The 17,600-nt window shown below is 70.0% G+C and carries 11 protein-coding genes, 1 tRNA gene and 1 pseudogene; 3 read left to right on the forward strand and 10 right to left on the reverse strand.

The annotated features are described in order from the left end of the window. Positions 1 to 20: 20 nt before the first annotated feature. From ACFWPS_RS45660 to ACFWPS_RS45670, 3 genes are all read right to left on the reverse strand, one after another. Entirely contained in the window at positions 21 to 1,832 is a 1,812-nt protein-coding gene (locus ACFWPS_RS45660) for a trypsin-like serine protease (RefSeq protein ID WP_383717870.1), read from the reverse strand. Between the two features lie 165 nt (positions 1,833 to 1,997). After that, positions 1,998 to 4,802: a S8 family serine peptidase gene (locus ACFWPS_RS45665; RefSeq protein ID WP_383717873.1), complete on the reverse strand. Its 2,805-nt coding sequence runs from the start codon at positions 4,800 to 4,802 to the stop codon at positions 1,998 to 2,000. A 146-nt stretch (positions 4,803 to 4,948) separates the two neighbouring features. Then, positions 4,949 to 6,610, reverse strand: coding sequence for a phospholipase A2 (locus tag ACFWPS_RS45670; RefSeq protein ID WP_383717875.1), 1,662 nt, complete (start codon positions 6,608 to 6,610; stop codon positions 4,949 to 4,951). 212 nt (positions 6,611 to 6,822) lie between these two features. Between ACFWPS_RS45670 and ACFWPS_RS45675 the strand changes: the two genes are divergently transcribed. After that, a complete protein-coding gene (locus ACFWPS_RS45675) occupies positions 6,823 to 7,452 on the forward strand; it encodes a hypothetical protein (RefSeq protein ID WP_383717878.1) in 630 nt (209 codons plus the stop codon). A 295-nt stretch (positions 7,453 to 7,747) separates the two neighbouring features. Here the strand turns inward: ACFWPS_RS45675 and rho are convergent, their stop codons facing one another. From rho to ACFWPS_RS45710, 7 genes are all read right to left on the reverse strand, one after another. Next, positions 7,748 to 9,796, reverse strand: coding sequence for a transcription termination factor Rho (gene rho, locus ACFWPS_RS45680; RefSeq protein WP_383717880.1), 2,049 nt, complete (start codon positions 9,794 to 9,796; stop codon positions 7,748 to 7,750). A gap of 403 nt (positions 9,797 to 10,199) precedes the next feature. Continuing rightward, positions 10,200 to 11,141, reverse strand: a complete 942-nt coding sequence (gene thrB / locus ACFWPS_RS45685; RefSeq protein ID WP_383717883.1) for a homoserine kinase — start codon at positions 11,139 to 11,141, stop codon at positions 10,200 to 10,202. 254 nt (positions 11,142 to 11,395) lie between these two features. Continuing rightward, the gene (gene thrC / locus ACFWPS_RS45690; RefSeq protein WP_383717885.1) at positions 11,396 to 12,454 is read right to left on the reverse strand and encodes a threonine synthase; all 1,059 of its coding nucleotides are present in this window, start codon (positions 12,452 to 12,454) and stop codon (positions 11,396 to 11,398) included. A gap of 6 nt (positions 12,455 to 12,460) precedes the next feature. Beyond that, complete coding sequence (locus ACFWPS_RS45695) at positions 12,461 to 13,753, reverse strand: homoserine dehydrogenase (protein ID WP_383717887.1); 1,293 nt, start codon at positions 13,751 to 13,753, stop codon at positions 12,461 to 12,463. A gap of 134 nt (positions 13,754 to 13,887) precedes the next feature. Then, positions 13,888 to 15,279, reverse strand: coding sequence for a diaminopimelate decarboxylase (lysA, locus tag ACFWPS_RS45700; protein ID WP_383717890.1), 1,392 nt, complete (start codon positions 15,277 to 15,279; stop codon positions 13,888 to 13,890). A 19-nt stretch (positions 15,280 to 15,298) separates the two neighbouring features. Beyond that, positions 15,299 to 16,276 (reverse strand): ArgS-related anticodon-binding protein NrtL, encoded by a 978-nt coding sequence (gene nrtL, locus ACFWPS_RS45705; RefSeq protein WP_383717893.1) that lies wholly within the window; start codon positions 16,274 to 16,276, stop codon positions 15,299 to 15,301. Between the two features lie 168 nt (positions 16,277 to 16,444). Continuing rightward, positions 16,445 to 16,879 (reverse strand): response regulator, encoded by a 435-nt coding sequence (locus tag ACFWPS_RS45710; RefSeq protein ID WP_383717895.1) that lies wholly within the window; start codon positions 16,877 to 16,879, stop codon positions 16,445 to 16,447. Between the two features lie 182 nt (positions 16,880 to 17,061). On the opposite strand from ACFWPS_RS45710, the gene ACFWPS_RS45715 reads away from it, so the two are divergent. After that, positions 17,062 to 17,133: transfer RNA gene (locus tag ACFWPS_RS45715), tRNA-Arg, on the forward strand. A gap of 347 nt (positions 17,134 to 17,480) precedes the next feature. Further along, a pseudogene (locus ACFWPS_RS45720) lies at positions 17,481 to 17,600 on the forward strand (DNA-directed RNA polymerase subunit alpha); the annotation flags it as partial.

Genomic DNA, 17,600 nt, shown 5'->3' on the forward strand with positions numbered 1-17,600 from the left:
ACCCCCGCTCACCAGGTATGTCAGCCGAAGATGTCGTACTGCTGGAAACCGGTACCGAGCGACTTCCTTGTGCCGAAGATCTCACTGGTCGCCTTGCCGGTGCCCGGGTAGAGGTACAGCGTGCCGCCGGTCGTCCGGGCCACGAGGTCGGCCTTGCCGTCGCCGGTCAGGTCGCCGACCGCGGCGAGGGTGTTGAAGCCGGTCCAGCCGGAGCGGACCTTCACGCGGGCCGAGAAGAGGCCGGTACCGGACTTGCCGGTGCCCTTGTACAGGTAGAGGTCGCCGCCGCTGCTCTTGCGGGCCAGCAGGTCGGCCTTGCCGTCGCCGTTGAAGTCGCCGACGCCGCGCAGCTGGTTGTACTGGCTCCAGCCGCCGCCGATGCGGACGCGGGCGGCGAAGGTGCCGTCGCCCTTGCCCGGGTACAGCCACAGCACGCCGCTGGAGTCCTCGGAGAGCACGTCGGGCAGGTAGTCGCCGGTGAGGTCACCGGGGATGACGATGGCCTTGCGGGTCTTCCAGTTGGTGAAGATCTTCGTCTTGACCCAGGAGCCGCTGGTCTGGTCGCTGTTCAGCACGACGTGATCCCAGTAGACGTCACCGCTGGAGGCCAACCGGTAGACGAGGTCCTGGTAGCCGTCGCGGTCGAGGTCGGCCTGCAGGATCGTGTTGACGCCGCTGAAGTCGCCCCAGGAGAAGCGGGAGGCGAGCGAGGTGCCCTTGGAGTCCAGCTCGTAACCGACCTTGGTCGACGACTTGCGGGCGAACAGGTCGGCCTTGCCGTCGTTGAGGTTGTTGAACTGGCTCAGGTTGGTGTCGGTGATCTGTGCGTAGGCGGCACCGACATAGGTGCTGACCTTCGTGAAGACGCTGTAGGAGCCTGTCACGACGCACTCCGTGGTGCCATCCGTGACACCCCAGGAGACCACGCCGACGATCCGGCCGCCGACGACCAGCGGGCCGCCGGAGTCACCGTTGCATGTGGCGGTGGAGCCGGTGTCGGAGCCGGTGGCGGGCTTGCCGGCGCAGACCATGTGGGTCTTGGTGTACAGGCTGCCGAAGTAGCCCGAGCAGGTGCCGTCGGACTGCATCGGCAGGGTGGCGGTCTTCAGCGTCTCGGAGATGTCGTCCGAGGTGGAGCTGGTGCGGCCCCAGCCGTAGACCTTGGCGCTGGTGCCGGCCTTGTAGGAGGTCGTGTCGGTGCTGGTCGTCAGCCTGATCGGCGTGGCCTTGACCGGTTTGGTCAGGGTGAGCACGGCGATGTCGTTGTTGATGGTCGTCGGGCTGAACGACGGGTGGTTCCACTGGCGCGCTACGCGGGTGACGGTACCGCCGTGCAGATCGGTGCCGTCGGGCAGGCTGGCGGTGCCGGTGACGATGTAACCGTTGGCCGCCCAGTTGTAGGCCTTGCCGTTCTCGTCCCTGACGCAGTGCGCGGCGGTGAGGATCTTCGTCGGCGAGACGACCGTGCCGCCGCAGAAGAAGCTGATGTCGGTGCCGTCGTACCAGAGCTGGGCCATCCAGGGCGCCGAGGAGATGGTGGTCGTTCCGCCACCGATGATCTTCGGCGAGACGGCGGAAGCGCTGCTCGACGCCTTCGTCGTGGTGGCCTTGCTCTCGACGGCGGCGGCGGCGTCGGCGACGCCCTGTCTCAGCGTGGCCTGCGACGTGGTGCTGACGGCCGGCTTGACCGTCGGCACCGGCTGGGTGGCCGCACTGGCGGAGTTCGAGATCAGTGCGGCCGTGACCGCGGCGGCGATTCCGGCCGCGGCAACCGGCAGGGCGAAACGTATCCGGCGTCTGTGGCGACCGGTCCCGGACGTGGCTGTACCCACCTAAGTCCCCCCCTTGGGAACAGAAGTTCGTGATTCGGTCAACCGACCGAAGGGCGTGATCGTACATCGGAGAAGGAAACGCAAAGGGCCGCCCCCGCAGGACGCGGGGGCGGCGCTTTGCTCTGTTCCGAGACGGTCGAGGCTACGCGTCCGCGGAGCCGTCGCTCACCGAGCCGACGTGCCGAACCGCAGCCCGGCAGCCGGCAGGCCACCTGTGCCCGGTGCGTAGGTGGTGACCGGCTGTGCGGTGCCTCCGGTCACGTTCGCCCACGGCATCGAGTAGAGGGAGCCGTAGGCGCCCGGCCCGAAGGGCATACCGATGTAGAGGTTGGCCCGCGTGCCGTACAGACTGGTGCCCGCCGCCTGCGCGGCGGTCGGGGATCCCGGCATGCCGGAGGCGTTGCCGGCCTCGATCCATCGGTCGGTGGCACCCGGCGCGCTGTACAGACCGAAGACCATCACGGCGCCCGCGTCGGCGACCGTGCCGATGTCCTCGCCCGGCACGCCGACGGCCATCACCAGACTCGCGTCGGTCGCGACCGTCCCCGGATCCCGGTTGACGAGGGCGACCTGGGCGCCCATGCGGTCACCGGCCTCGGGTGCTCCGGTGACGTCGTCCGGCGACTGGTCGTAGCCCGTGTTGACTTCCGAGATCCCGAAACTCTTCGTCACCCTGACGACGACGGCACGTCCGGCGTCGGCCTTGGCCGCCCCGCCGTAGGTGAGGTCCTCCCCCGGGACACCGATGGCGATGTACGTGGTCCGCAGGGGCCACGGCAAGCCCCGGTAGACCAGAGCCTGGGTGGCCGCGACCGACGCACCGAACTGGTCCCCCGCCTCGGCCTGATCGCTCACGGACGGGCTGGCCTCGTCGATGGATCCCACATGGGCCGGGACGCCGCTGTCGTTCAGTTCATGGGTCATCACGTCGACTTGACCCGCCACCACCTCGGTTGCGTTCGGGCCGGGGCCGGGCACGACACCCTCGCCCGGTATGCCGACCACCACGTACTCAGGGCTCGCGGCCACGGAAGAGCCGAACTTGTCGCCCGCCTCCAGCGTTCCCGCCACCCCCGAACTGCCCTGGACCAGTGTCCGGTTGACGCTGCCGCGCAGATAGAAGACGGCACCCGCGTCCGTCTTGCCGTCGATGTCCTCACCGGGGACTCCGATGACCAGGTACGGCTCCTGGTCGAGCGTGAGGCCCGCGGCAACGGCGGCACCCATGCGGTCCCCGGATTCCGAGGACGCGGCGAGGATGCCCTCGGCGCCCGTGCCCTGTTCGAGGTGGAGTGCCGCCTTGCCGGTACCGAGGCCGCCGGAGGCTCCGTAGAGCACGTCCACGGTGCCGGCGTCCGTCGCGCTGCCGACGTCCTCGCGGGAGGTGCCGACGACCAGGTCGGTGCAGCCGTCCTTGTTGTAGTCGACGGTGGCGAGGGAGTCGCCGAAGTAGTCGTTCGGCTCGGCGTCGCCGGGCACCGAGGCGAGGTCCTGGTTCAGCTCGGACATGCCCTTGCCACCGCCGTACACGACCCGTACGAGGCCGGCCTTGGCGTCACCGCCGACGGTCGCCTCGGGGTCGGCGACGGCCATGTCCTCCTTCTTGTCGCAGTTGAAGTCGCTGCCGGTGGTCGCCGGCTGAACGGTGGCGCCGAGCGCCTGGGCGACGTCGATGCGGGGCGTGTCGGCGCCCGTGTAGGAAACGGTCTTTCCGCTGCTCTCGAGCCGCGACTCCAGGTTCGCGACGCTGTCGTTCGGGAACGCCTGCCGCAGGATCGCGAGGGCACCGGCCACATGCGGCGCGGCCATGGAGGTGCCGCTCTTCGAGGCGTACCCGTCACCCGGAACCGAGGAGACGATGCTGGTACCGGGGGCGAGCAGGTCCAGCAGCGGGCCGCGGTCGGTGAACGCGGACAGCTGGTCGTCGTCGGTGGTGGCACCGACCGTGATCGCGGAGGGAACGCAGCCGGGTGCGCTCACCGCGTCGGTGTACCCGCTGTTGCCGGCCGCGACCACGGTGGCGACCCCGGCGGCGAGCAGGCTGTCGATGGCCGCCTTGCGCGCGTCGTTCTCGCAGGCGGAGGCGTACCGGCCGGCGCCCAGGCTCAGGTTCGCCGCCACCAGCGGTGTCCCGGACTGCCGCAGTTGCAGCACCTTCTCCAGGGCGGCCAGTTGGGAACTGGTGAAGCTGCCCACGCACGGTGCGGCACCGGGGCCGCAGTAGTCCTCGGAGTCGAACTTGCTGAACACCTGGAGGGCGATGATGTTCGCACCGGGGGCGACACCGCGCTGGGGAGCTCCGGTGATGCCCTCGCCGTTGCCGGCGATGATGCCCGCCACGTGCGTCCCGTGGTCGCACTCGGCGATGGTCGCGCAGGGGCCGGTCCCGGAGTCGGCCGAGCCCGACCCCTCCTGGTGATCGGTCCCGTCAGGACACAGGCTGGTGGCGCCGAGGTCGGGGTCGGTCGTCGAGAAGCACGCCTCGGAGATGACCCGGTCCTTGAGGAACGGGTGATGGGTGGCGATCCCGGTGTCCAGGACGGCCACCACGCTGCCCGCACCGGTCAGGCCCTGTGCGTAGGCCTGGTCGGCGCCGATGATCGGGACGCTCTCGTCCAGCGACGGCCGCGCCGGGACGTCCTGAGTGACACTGACCACGCCCGGCTGGGCGGCCAGCTGGTCCAGCCCGCCGCGGTCGACCTTGAGGGTGACGACCGGCAGGGTCTTGAACGACTGCACCGTCTCACCGGCCGACGCCGCGGCGGAGAGGTCCGTGCGGTTCCCGGTGACGACGTTGACGCGGGCGATGCCGCCGGACGAGGTCGCGTCGTACAACGGCGGATCGATCGGATCACCGGTCGCCGCGGCCGCCGCGGCGGCACTGTGCGGCACAGCGGCCTGGGCCGGCACGGCGCCGAGCGTCACGGCCGTCACCACGGTGACGACCGTGATCCATAGGGGTCTTTTCACTGAAACTCCGGTGGGAAGCGGGCATGGCTGAGCCCGCTGACGCGTATGTGGGGAAGAGCCGAGCGCGAAATGGCCGGACGGCGAAGGGTTCCGCCGTCCGGCCAGACCGCTCGTGGGCGAGATCGGTCAGAAGGCGGTGCCGCGGATCAGGTGGCGTTGGCGCCGTTCTTCGGGTTGCCCTTCAGGCCCACGGCCTTGTAGTAGACATACGCGTAGCCGTAGCAATCAGGCCTGGCCAGGATGAAGTAGGCCTTGCAGCTGTATGTCTTCATCGTGGTGTAGAAGGCGTTGTCGACGTTCGACTTCTTGCTGCGGTCGAGGTAGTACTTGTAGCCCTTGTACGTGTTGCCGATCAGGCCGTAGCCGTAGTCGTGCATGTCGCACGCGCTCCGGAAGTTGAAGCCGCCCGGCTTGCTGATGTTGGGACCCGGGGTGCTGCAACCGTCGTTGTTGATGCCCACGACCCAGTTGCCGGTCGGCGTCTGCTTCCAGAGCGGCTTGTGCCAGCCGTAGTGCGCGGCCCACGCGGCGCAGCCGTCCTCGAGGTACCACAGCCAGTCCGTCGCGCGGTTGCAGTGGCGGGGGTAGGCCTCCGGGTCGGAGATCTCCCCGCCGGTGAAGTCCGTCGCCGGCGGGGCGGTGGCGGCGGCGTTGGTGATGTCGGCCGCGCCGTGGAAGGTCGACTCGGCGGTCGGTCGCGCGGGGCCGTCGGACTCGACGTTCGGGGCGGCCGAATCGCCCGGGAACGTCAGCTCCCAGGCACCGTTGGACGTCGAAGTGACGTCGGAGACACGGCCGGTGGAGTCGTAGGCGTACGAGGCGACCGGCTCGGCGGCCTCGACCGGGTTGACCACCGAGCGCAGCAGACCCGAGGCGTCGTAGGAGTACCGCGCGAGCGTCTGCGTTGTGGTACCGACGGTGAGGTTGATCTCCTTGGCACGCCCCGCGAACTCACCGGGAGTCGTGCCCGTGGCCGTGGTGGCGGCCGAGTACTTGACCGACAGCGACTGCTCCGGGGTGTCCCCGGCGGCGGCCTCCTTGACGGTGGAGATCCGGCCCTGAGCGTCGTAGGCGGCGGTGGAGAGGCTGCCGTCGGCAACGTTGCCGACGCCGGTGACGCGCCAGGTGTCGGTACCCCCGGCGACCTGCTTCCAGGTGTAGGTGGGGGTCAGCGTGGCGATGCCGACGGGAGCGCTGCCGTCGGTGTCGGCGGACTGATCCGCGTCCACAGCCGACGCGGGCGCGCTGATGACCTCGGCGGCGGTGGACACCAGGGTGCCGGTCGCCTCGTCGAACTTGGTGGTCACGGTCAGCTTGCTGCCCGCGGCGGTCGCGTACTTCTGGACTCCGCCACCGCTCGGGAAGTCGACACTGCTCGTCAGTGCGTAGGTGATCGGGACGTTCGCGTCGAGGTCGGTGACGACGACGGAGTCGGCCTTCTGCTCCAGCTTGCGGTTGAGCTGGCCCCCCATGAACTCGGCTTCCCAGCCCGGACCGAAGACGCCCATCTCCGGGCGGGACGCGGGTGCGGACTCCGGCTTGGCGACACCACCCGCCTGGGCGTTGACCGTGTGGCTGCGGCTCATGAGGCCTTCTGCCACGTCTGTCTCGTAGATCTCGAAGGACTTGTCCGCGGTCGAGTAGACCCCGGGACCGACCTGTTCGGTCTCGCCCTCCGCCAGCGGCGGATCGACGACTGTGGCCGCCGGGGCGAGCGATGCGCCCGCAGGTGCCGCCCCCGCAATCTCCTGTGGGAGCAGCAGGGACAAGGACAGCGCCGCGAATACGGGCAGCACAATTCTGCGCACGAGTTCCCCCCTCGTGTAGCAAAGCGTGAATGATCTGAATGACCGCTGCGGACACTAGATCAACTCCGATCACTTTCACAAGCACCAGAAACGGAATACACAATCCCGCTTCCCATGGGCAGGTAAAGCACCGGCTATTGAAAGCGAACAGCCCGGGTAAATGAGTACGCGTACTCATGCGCGGCGCGGGGTGGTGGCCCGAGACTGCGCGCATGACACCCATCGCTGCCCCCATCAGCGCGTTCGCCCGCCCCCGGCGCGCCCTTGCGGCCGTCGCCCTCGCCGCGCTGGCGCTCACCGGCTGTGGAAACAACGGGTCGAACGGCCGTGGGAGCGCCACCCGGTCGACCCCCGAGCAGGCCGCGTTCGCGGTGATGCTCGACAAGGTCGCGCAGCCGTGCTCTTCGAGCGTCGGGTCCGCATCCGGACCTGCCGGCGCGGACCCGACCGGCCCGGAAGGGAAGCAGAGCCTCGCACCCGGCGAGACTCCCCCGGCAGAACCGATCGAGCCCGGTGCCCCCACGGAGGCGCAGTTGAGCGAGCGAGACCGGTGTGCGAGCGTCCAGCACGAACAGCGCATCATCCAGGCGCTGCAGGCGGTCTCGGAACCCACCCCCGCCAAGGTTCGCAAGAGCCTGAACAGCCTCGGCTACATCGACGAGCGCATCCACGGCCTCAAGCAGGACGGCAAGGTCACGCGCTTCTACCTCGACCTGCGCGAGAAGGGCGGCCGACTCTGCGAGGCGGGTACGGCGGCGGGCGAGGAAACGGATGTCACCCCGTGCGTGGCTCCCGCCACCGGATCGTTCGCAGTCAAGAAGCTGTTGTCCGACGGGACGTGATCGCCCGCCTTCCGCCGAGACCGGTTTTCGGCCGCACTGGTGGACCGGAGACCGCTTCGCGCGCGTGGAGCCCACGCCGGATGCGGTCCCCGGCACCGATCAAAATGAGCCCATCCACGTTCGCCGCTTCCGCTGCCGACCCCTTTACCTCGGCAAAGTCGAGGTAAAGGGGGCTGGATCGATGCGACTGGAATAAATACACAGGGCGGGCCCGCGATGTTCCGGGCATCACAGCACAAAAGGCCGCCCCCTGCGGCTTGCAGGGGGCGGCCTTTTCTTTGTTCTACGACAGCGCTCAGTCGCCGTTGCCCGGCGTCGGCGTCGTCTTCTGGATCTGCATCAGGAATTCGGCGTTCGACTTCGTCTGCTTCATCTTGTCGAGGAGCAGTTCGACCGCCTGCTGCTGGTCGAGGGCGTGCAGCACCCGGCGCAGCTTCCAGACGATGGCAAGCTCGTCGGGGGCGAGCAGGATCTCTTCCTTACGGGTGCCGGACGCGTCGACGTCCACCGCCGGGAAGATGCGCTTGTCCGCGAGCTTCCGGTCGAGCTTCAGCTCGGCGTTGCCCGTGCCCTTGAACTCCTCGAAGATCACCTCGTCCATGCGGGACCCGGTGTCCACCAGGGCGGTGGCGAGGATGGTCAGCGAGCCGCCGTCCTCGATGTTGCGGGCCGCACCGAAGAAGCGCTTCGGCGGGTACAGGGCGGTCGAGTCGACACCACCGGACAGGATGCGGCCGGAGGCCGGCGCCGCCAGGTTGTACGCACGGCCCAGACGCGTGATCGAGTCGAGCAGCACGACGACGTCGTGGCCCAGCTCCACCAGGCGCTTGGCGCGCTCGATCGCCAGCTCGGCGACCGTGGTGTGGTCCTCGGCCGGGCGGTCGAAGGTCGAGGAGATGACCTCGCCCTTGACCGACCGCTGCATGTCGGTGACCTCTTCCGGACGCTCGTCGACAAGGACGACCATCAGGTGGCACTCGGGGTTGTTGTGCGTGATCGCGTTGGCGATCGCCTGCATGATCATGGTCTTGCCGGTCTTCGGCGGGGCCACGATCAGACCGCGCTGGCCCTTACCGATCGGCGCGACGAGGTCGATGATGCGGGTGGTCAGCACGCCCGGGTCGGTCTCCAGACGGAGCCGGTCCTGCGGGTACAGCGGCGTCAGCTTGTTGAACTCCGGGCGGCCACGGCCCTGTTCGGGCGCCATGCCGTTGACGGAGTCGAGGCGGACCAGCGCGTTGAACTTCTCGCGGCGCTCGCCCTCCTTGGGCTGGCGGACCGCACCGGTGACGTGGTCGCCCTTGCGCAGGCCGCTCTTGCGGACCTGGGCGAGGGAGACGTACACGTCGTTCGGACCGGGCAGGTAGCCGGAGGTCCGGATGAACGCGTAGTTGTCGAGGATGTCGAGGATGCCCGCGACGGGGATCAGGACGTCGTCGTCGGCGACCTGCGGCTCGGCGCCGCCGATCTCGTCACGCCCACGACGGCCACGACGGTCCCGGTAACGGCCACGACGGCCACGACGGTCACCGAACTCGTCGTCGTCCTGCGGGCCGGCGTTGCGGTCCTGACGGCCGCCGCCCTGCTGCTGGGGCTGCTGCGGCTGACGGTCCTGCCGGTCCTGGCGGTCCTGACGGCCGCCCTGACCGCCCTGGCCGCCGCCCTGCTGCTCGTCGCCCTTGTTGCGCCGGTCACGGCCACGGTCACGGCGGTCACGGCGGCCACGGCCGTCGTCACCGGCGTCGGCCTTGGCCTCGCCCTGCTGCTGGGGCTGCGCGGGCGTCTCCGCCTTCGGCTCGGTCTTCGCCTCGGCGGCGATGGTCTCGGCGCCCGTGGCGGTGGGGCTGCCGGCCTCGGCGGTGGCCCTGCGACGGCGGCGCTCGGCCGGGGCGTCGTCCCCGCCGCGCTCGGCCTCGCCCGTGCGGGAGGTACCGCCGGCCGGCTGGCCGGGGATCTCGATCTGCTGCTGGGCCACGGCCTTCTCGGCGGGGGCCTCGGCGGCCTGCTCCGCCTTCTTCTCGGCGGCCTCCTCGCCCGTACGGGCCTTGGAGGTGGCCCGGCGCTTCGGCTTGGTCTCGGTGGCGGTCTCGGCCTTGGCGGGGGCTCCCCCACCGGCCTGCGCCTCCTTGATGACCTCGATCAGCTGGCTCTTGCGCATGCGCGCGGTGCCCCTGATGCCGAGGCCGGATGCGACCTGCTGAAGCTCGGCCAGCACCATGCCCTCGAGGCCGGTACCGCGGCGCCGCCGGGAGCCGGCACCGGAGGCAGGCGCGGAGGCGTCCGTGGCGGGCGCGGCAGCGGTCTCCTCGACACGTGCGCCCATCAGATCGGTGGTGTCGCTCACGAAGGGTCCTTCCCTGGAGCGGACGTCGGCCTGTCTGGCTCGGCGACCGGTTGTGCTGTCCGGCTTCGGTCCTTGCTGTGTGGACCGTGCCGGGGCGGTGGTCCGCCTAAGCGGCGGAGAGAATTTCTGATGACGGCGCTTCCTCAGCCGGTGGCACCCGGTGTCACGAGGCGTGGTAGCACCAATTCCGGAGCGGCCCAGCGGCCGGCTCAGTGCCCGGGTACGGCGTACTGCCCAGGTACGTCATACAGAACGCTGAGTGGCTTGGGAGACTCCCGGAAGAATGTCTGTCCCGGACGGGGACACGATGCACCTCGCCATGGTGGGGTCGGGTGCAGACTTGAGGTTAACACTACCGGATCCAACAAACATTCCCCCTCTCCAAATCCGGCAATCGTGCGCGTCACATGTCGCTGGAATTGTCATTGGCGGGCGCGAGCGGAAGCACACTCGCTCCCTGGACATCGAGGTTCAGCCGGTTGGCGGCCCAGCCCGCACCGGCCAGGGCCTGCACCTTGTCGGCGCTGCCGGCGTCGGCGAGCGCCATCACGGTGGGGCCGGCACCGGAGATCACGGCCGGGATGCCGTCGGCGCGCAGCCGCTCCACCAGGGCGGCGCTCTCCGGCATGGCGGGGGCGCGGTACTCCTGGTGCAGACGGTCCTCGGTGGCGGGCAGCAGCAGCTCGGGGCGCCGGGTGAGGGCCTCGACGAGCAGGGCGGCACGGCCCGCGTTGGCGGCGGCGTCGACGTGCGGCACGGTGCGCGGGAGCAGTCCGCGCGCGGTCTCGGTGAGGACCGGCTTCCCGGGCACGAAAACCACCGGAACGATGGAATCCTTGGGCTCCATCCTGATCGCCCGGGCGGCGCCGGCCTCCATCCAGGAGAGGGTGAAGCCGCCGAGCAGACACGCCGCCACGTTGTCGGGGTGGCCCTCGATCTCGGTGGCGAGCTCCAGCAGGGCCGCGTCGTCGAGTCTGCCCTCGCCGCCTATCGTCACCGCACGGGCGGCGACGATGCCGGCGCAGATGGCGGCGGAGGAGGAGCCGAGGCCACGGCCGTGCGGGATGCGGTTGGCGCACACGATCTCCAGACCGCGGGGCTGTCCGCCCAGCAGGTCGAAGGCGGTACGCAGGGAGCGGACGAGGAGATGGCTCTCGTCACGCGGCAGCGTCTCGCTGCCCTCCCCCGCGATGTCGATGTGCAGCCCTGAGTCGGCCACCCGGACGACGACGTCGTCGTAGAGCCCCAGCGCGAGGCCCAGGGCGTCGAAGCCCGGACCGAGATTGGCGCTGGTGGCGGGGACGCGCACCCGGACGGCGGCGGCGCGGAACGCTGGACCGGCCATCGCTCGATGACTCTCCTTGAGCTGCGTGATGGTCGAATGACATTCGATAGGTACGTGAGGGACCCTCGGGCCGTGGAGACGGCGCGGCACCGCACCATATGCGGAGGCATATGCAGCGGGCGGGTTCGGTACAGCCTATCGAAGGAAGGTTCTGTGGCGACATAGGGCGCACAGGAGGCGCACGATGCGTGTCGTAAGCCCCCTGTGCCCCCTCCTTAGGGAGTTCCCTGTCCGGGACGCCCTCCGGTGACTCTCTAGGCGAGGCCCAGACGGTCGGCCGCGGCGGCCGCGTCGACCGGCACGGTGACCGGCTGCGGGGCGCCGGCCACGGCCCAGTCGGGGTCCTTCAGACCGTTGCCGGTGACCGTGCAGACGATGCGCTGGCCCGGGTCCACCTTGCCCTGCTCGGCGGCCTTCAGCAGACCGGCGACGGAGGCGGCGGAGGCGGGCTCCACGAAGACACCCTCCTGCGCGGCCAACAGCCGGTAGGCGCGCAGGATCTCACGGTCCGTCACCTCGTCGATGAGGCCGCCGGACTCGTCCCGGGCCGCGAGCGCGAACTGCCAGGAGGCGGGGTTGCCGATGCGGATCGCGGTGGCGATGGTCGACGGGTCCTTGACGATCTCGCCGCGCACGATGGGCGCGGAACCGGAGGCCTGGAATCCCCACATCCGGGGGGTCCTGGCGGCGATCCCGTCCGCGGCGTACTCCTTGTACCCCTTCCAGTACGCGGTGATGTTGCCCGCGTTGCCGACCGGCAGGACGTGGATGTCGGGCGCGTCGCCGAGCATGTCCACGATCTCGAAGGAGGCCGTCTTCTGGCCCTCGATGCGCACCGGGTTGACCGAATTGACCAGCGCCACCGGGTAGTTCTCGCTCAGCTTGCGGGCGAGGGTGAGGCAGTCGTCGAAGTTGCCGTCGACCTGGAGGATCTTCGCGCCGTGCACGAGGGCCTGGCCCATCTTGCCGAGCGCGATCTTGCCCCGCGGCACGAGCACGGCGGAGACCATCCCGGCGCGCACGGCGTACGCGGCGGCGGAGGCCGAGGTGTTGCCGGTGGAGGCGCAGATGACCGCCTGCGCGCCCTCCTCCTTGGCCTTGCTGATGGCCATGGTCATCCCGCGGTCCTTGAAGGACCCGGTCGGGTTGGCGCCCTCCACCTTCAGGTGGACCTCGCAGCCCGTGCGCTCGGAGAGCACCTGCGCGGGCACGAGGGGCGTGCCGCCCTCGCGGAGCGTCACGACCGGCGTGGTGTCGGACACCGGGAGTCGGTCCCGGTACTCCTCGATGATTCCGCGCCACTGGTGGGTCATTGCTGGTTACTCTCCTTCAACCCGCATGATGCTGGCGACACCCCGCACGGTGTCGAGTTTGCGCAGCGCCTCGACGGTCCCGGACAGGGAGGCGTCGGAGGCCCGATGGGTGACGACGACGAGGGAGGCCTCGCCGTCCTTGCCCGTCTGCCGCACCGTATCGATGGAAACCCCGTGCTCGGCGAACACGGTGGCGACCTGGGCGAGAACACCCGGTTTGTCGGCGACGTCGAGGCTGATGTGGTAGCGCGTGACGACGTCGCCCATCGGCGACACGGGCAGGGCGGCGTACGCCGACTCGCCGGGCCCCGTTGCCCCGCTGAGCCGGTTGCGGCAGACGGCGACCAGGTCGCCGAGGACCGCGGAGGCCGTGGGCGCACCGCCGGCGCCGGGCCCGTAGAACATCAGCTGACCGGAGGCGTCCGACTCCACGAAGACGGCGTTGTACGCACCGCGCACGGAGGCGAGCGGGTGGGTCAGCGGAATCATGGCGGGGTGCACGCGTGCCGTCACCGAGCCGCCGTCGTCGGCGCGCTCGCAGATGGCGAGCAGCTTGATGGTGCAGCCCATGTTCTTGGCGGAGGCGAAGTCGGCGGCGGTGACCTCGGTCATGCCCTCGCGGTAGACGTCGTCGAGGCGGACCCGCGAGTGGAAGGCGATGCCGGCGAGGATGGCGGCCTTGGCGGCGGCGTCGAAGCCCTCCACGTCGGCGGTCGGGTCGGCTTCCGCGTACCCGAGCGCGGTGGCCTCGTCGAGGGCCTCCTGGTAGCCGGCCCCGGTCGAGTCCATCTTGTCGAGGATGAAGTTGGTGGTCCCGTTGACGATCCCGAGCACCCGGTTGACCTTGTCGCCGGCGAGGGACTCGCGCAGCGGCCGGATCAGCGGGATGGCACCGGCGACGGCGGCCTCGTAGTAGAGGTCCTTGCCGTGCTGCTCGGCGACGGCGTGCAGGGCGGCGCCGTCCTGGGCGAGCAGCGCCTTGTTCGCCGACACGACCGACGCGCCGTGCTCGAAGGCGGTGGTGATGAGGGTGCGGGCGGGCTCGATCCCCCCGATGACCTCCACCACCACGTCGATGTCGCCGCGTTTCACGAGGGCGGTGGCATCGGTGGTGACCAGGCCCGGGTCGATGCCCTCACGGACCTTGGAGGGCCGTCGTACGGCGACGCCGGCCAGCTCGATCGGAGCGCCGATCCGCTGGGCGAGGTCGTCGGCGTGCGTCGTCATGATGCGCGCCACCTCTGAGCCGACAACCCCACAGCCCAGCAGCGCCACCTTCAGCGGACGCGTACGCATCATCCGACCTCGTTTCCTCATACCGTCTACGGTTGCACCAGTCTCACTCACCGGACGGGAGTTTCTACCCTTCGTCCGGATCGTGAGACATCTATTTCATTCTGTGAGGATGGCAGACAGGAGATCTTCCATCCGCGTCACCCGACGTCGAGACGCAGCAGGTCCTCCTCCGTCTCCCGGCGGACGATCACCCGGGCCTCGCCCTCGCGCACGGCCACGACGGGCGGCCGGAGCACGTGGTTGTAGTTGCTGGCCATGGAGCGGCAGTAGGCGCCGGTGGCCGGTACGGCGATGAGGTCACCGGGTGCCAGGTCGCCCGGCAGGAACGCGTCCTTCACCACGATGTCCCCGCTCTCGCAGTGCTTGCCGACGACGCGGGCGAGGATCGGCTCGGCATCGCTCGTCCGTGACACGAGAGCGACGCTGTACTCGGCGTCGTACAGCGCGGTGCGGATGTTGTCCGACATGCCTCCGTCGACCGACACATAGGTCCGCAACCCGTCGAGGGGCTTGATGGTCCCGACCTCGTAGAGCGTGAAGGCGGTCGGCCCGACGATGGCCCGGCCCGGTTCCACGGAGATCCGCGGCGTCCGCAGCCTGGCGGCCTCGCACTCCCGCGTCACGATCTCGGTGAGCGCCTTGGCGATCTCGTGCGGCTCGCGCGGGTCGTCGTCGCTCGTGTAGGCGATCCCGAGCCCGCCCCCCAGGTCGATCTCCGGGAGCTCGACCCCGTGCTCGTCCCGGATGTCCTTGAGCAGCCCCACCACCCGGTGCGCGGCGACCTCGAAGCCCGACATGTCGAAGATCTGCGACCCGATGTGCGAGTGAATGCCGATCAGTTCGAGACCGTCGAGCTGAAGGGCCCGCCGCACGGCCTCCGCGGCCTGCCCGCCCGCGAGCGGAATCCCGAACTTCTGGTCCTCGTGCGCGGTGGCGATGAACTCGTGCGTGTGCGCCTCGACACCCACGGTGATACGAATCTGCACCCGCTGCCGCGTGCCGAGCTCCTGCGCGATGTGCGCGACCCGCACGATCTCCTGGAAGGAGTCGAGCACGATCCGCCCCACGCCGGCCTCGACGGCCCTGCGGATCTCCGCCTCGGACTTGTTGTTGCCGTGGAAGGCGATGCGGTCGGCGGGCATGCCGGCGGACAGGGCCGTCGCCAGCTCGCCCCCGGAGCACACATCCAGATTGAGCCCCTCCTCGTGCAGCCAGCGCACCACGGCCCGCGACAGGAACGCCTTCCCGGCGTAGAACACGTCGGCGTCCGGGCCGAAGGCGGTGCGCCAGGCGCGCGCCCGGGCCCGGAAGTCGGCCTCGTCGAGGACGTAGGCGGGCGTGCCGAACTCCTCGGCGAGGGTCTTCACGTCGACACCGCCGACGGTGACGACCCCGTCGGCGTCCCGGGTGACGGTCTGGGCCCACACCTTGGCGTCGAGGGCGTTGAGGTCGGTGGGCGGAGCGGCGTAGTGGCCCTCGGGAAGGACATCGGCGTGCCGGGGCCCGGCGGGATGTGCGGAACGGCTCATTGCTCTTCTGGCGCTCTCTTCAGAGGTGATCGGGTGCGTCGATGCCGAGCAGGGACAGGCCGCCGGCCAGCACCGTCCCGGCGGCTGCGGCGAGGGCGAGCCGGGCACGGTGGGCGGCCGAGGGTTTCTCCTCACCGCGGGGCAGCACGGTCGGCAGGAACGGCAGGACGGCATCCGCGACGGTGACGAGATGCCGGGCGAGCCGGTCGGGGGCACGATGGGTGGCCGCGCCGGTCAGAATGCGGGGGTAGTCGGCGAGGGCGGTGACCAGGGCGCTCGGGGCGTCGGGAACGTCGCCGGGCACGGCGTCGAACCCGAGCCGCCCCGCCCCCCGCCCGACGGCCCGCACCCGGGCGTGCGCGTACCGCACCCGGAACAGCGGATTGCTCTCCCGCTGCACGAGATGGTCGGCGGTGATCCTCGGCCGGTCGTGCGCCGCCGGATGCAGCAACGCCCACTGGGCGGCGTCGGCCCCGAGCGGGGCGGGGTCCTCAGGCGCCGGAACGGGCCGCAGACTCACCGGCTCACCGTGACCGACCTCACCACGCCCACCCTGGGTCGCAACGATCCTCACCACCGCGTCGGCGACGACCTCGGCCCGGACGTCGTACGGCACCCGCAGCGCGACGACCTGCCCGGCGAGGGCGTCGCCGTGGCCGTAGGCGACCCCGAGGCCGCAGATTTCCCCGACCAGGGTGGCCGTCGGCGACGAGCCGGAGCTGAGGGAGATATTGAGAAACCCCGGCCCGGTGACAACGACATCCTCGACGCCGGCGCACTCCGCGAGACGGGGCACCAGGATCTCGGCGACCCGCAGCGGCGGCTGTCCGGCGGGCCGGGCGAGCTGCAGCGCGATGTTGGTGGCGTAGTCCCCGCAACCCCCGGGCCCCGGCGGCGTCACCACGACCCGCTCCGGCACGCTCACGCTGAGCTCTCCCTCGTCCACGGCACGACGCACCGCGCGCAGCACGGTACGGGAGAGCTCGACGGGGGTCACGGGACAAGCGTAGGGGAGGAGGGGGGTGGGTAGGCGAGCCGGTTCGGGCGGAGTTCCGGGATGCGGACGGACCGGCGTACGGGCCTACGGCCCCGGGGACCCACGGACCCACGGGCCTACGGGGGTCGCGGCGATGTACGGCCGGCCGGGTCTACGCATCCGCCGGAGTCACGGATAGGCGGGGTTGCCCCCGGCCCGCTCCCCCGAGAAGTGGACCTCGTCGCCCACGCCCTCTTCCTCCCCCACCGCGCCGCCTCGCCGCCGCTCGATCAACTCCCGCACCAGCTGGACGAGTTCGGCAGGTTCGAAGGGTTTGGCGAGGAAGGCGTCGACGCCGACGTCAAGGCCGGTCTCGACCTCGTACTGCGTACAGGCACTGACGATGGCGAGCGGCAGATCATGGGTCCGGGGGTCGGCGCGCAGCTGAGCGGCGGTCCGCAGCCCGTCGAGCCGGGGCATCACGACGTCGAGAGTGATCACGTCGGGGCGCACCCGATGAACGACATCCAGACACTCGGCACCATCGGCCGCGGTCACGACCTCGATACCCTCCAGTTCGAGATTGACCCTGATCAGCTGCCGGATGACCTTGTTGTCGTCCACAACAAGCACCCGACCCGACGCCCCTGACACAACTCGAGAGTAGGTCCGGACCGGCAACCGCGTCCGGGTTTTCCCGACTTCCGCCCCCTGCGGGGGAGCACCCCCGGAAACCTGTTCCTGATCACCCCGACCGAGCTGGTAGTGTTCTACCCGTCGCCGCGAGCAACAGCTCAACGCCAGACGCCCCCGTAGCTCAGGGGATAGAGCAACGGCCTCCGGAGCCGTGTGCGCAGGTTCGAATCCTGCCGGGGGCACCTTGAGTAAGGTGCCTAAAGACCCCGCTGCCAGCGCGTTTGCTGGGTGCGGGGTCTTGTTGTCTGTGCCGGGGGATGCGGCTCGATGCAGCGCCATGACAGTGATCACGCGATGTCGACGTAATGGCCTACGGCGTTGGCCTGTGCCTGAGAGGGATGCGCTGATGGCTGCTCCCTTGGTGTAGATCTTCAGCAGGACCTCCGCCGAGTGCCCCGCACGAGCCGCAACCTTCGGAGTGGGAACGCCCACAGGACGGGGTTCCCAACCGACAGGCCGTATCGCCCGTACTCTTCGTGGTGTCTACGGCGTCACATAGCGGGCGCCGAACCTCTGGAGGCAACACCTCGTGCTGATCGCTCAGCGTCCTTCCCTGACCGAAGAGGTCGTCGACGAGTTCCGTTCCCGGTTCGTGATCGAGCCGCTGGAGCCGGGCTTCGGCTACACCCTCGGCAACTCCCTTCGCCGT

Source organism: Streptomyces sp. NPDC058457, assembly GCF_042720695.1.
Classification (GTDB): Bacteria; Actinomycetota; Actinomycetes; order Streptomycetales; family Streptomycetaceae; genus Streptomyces.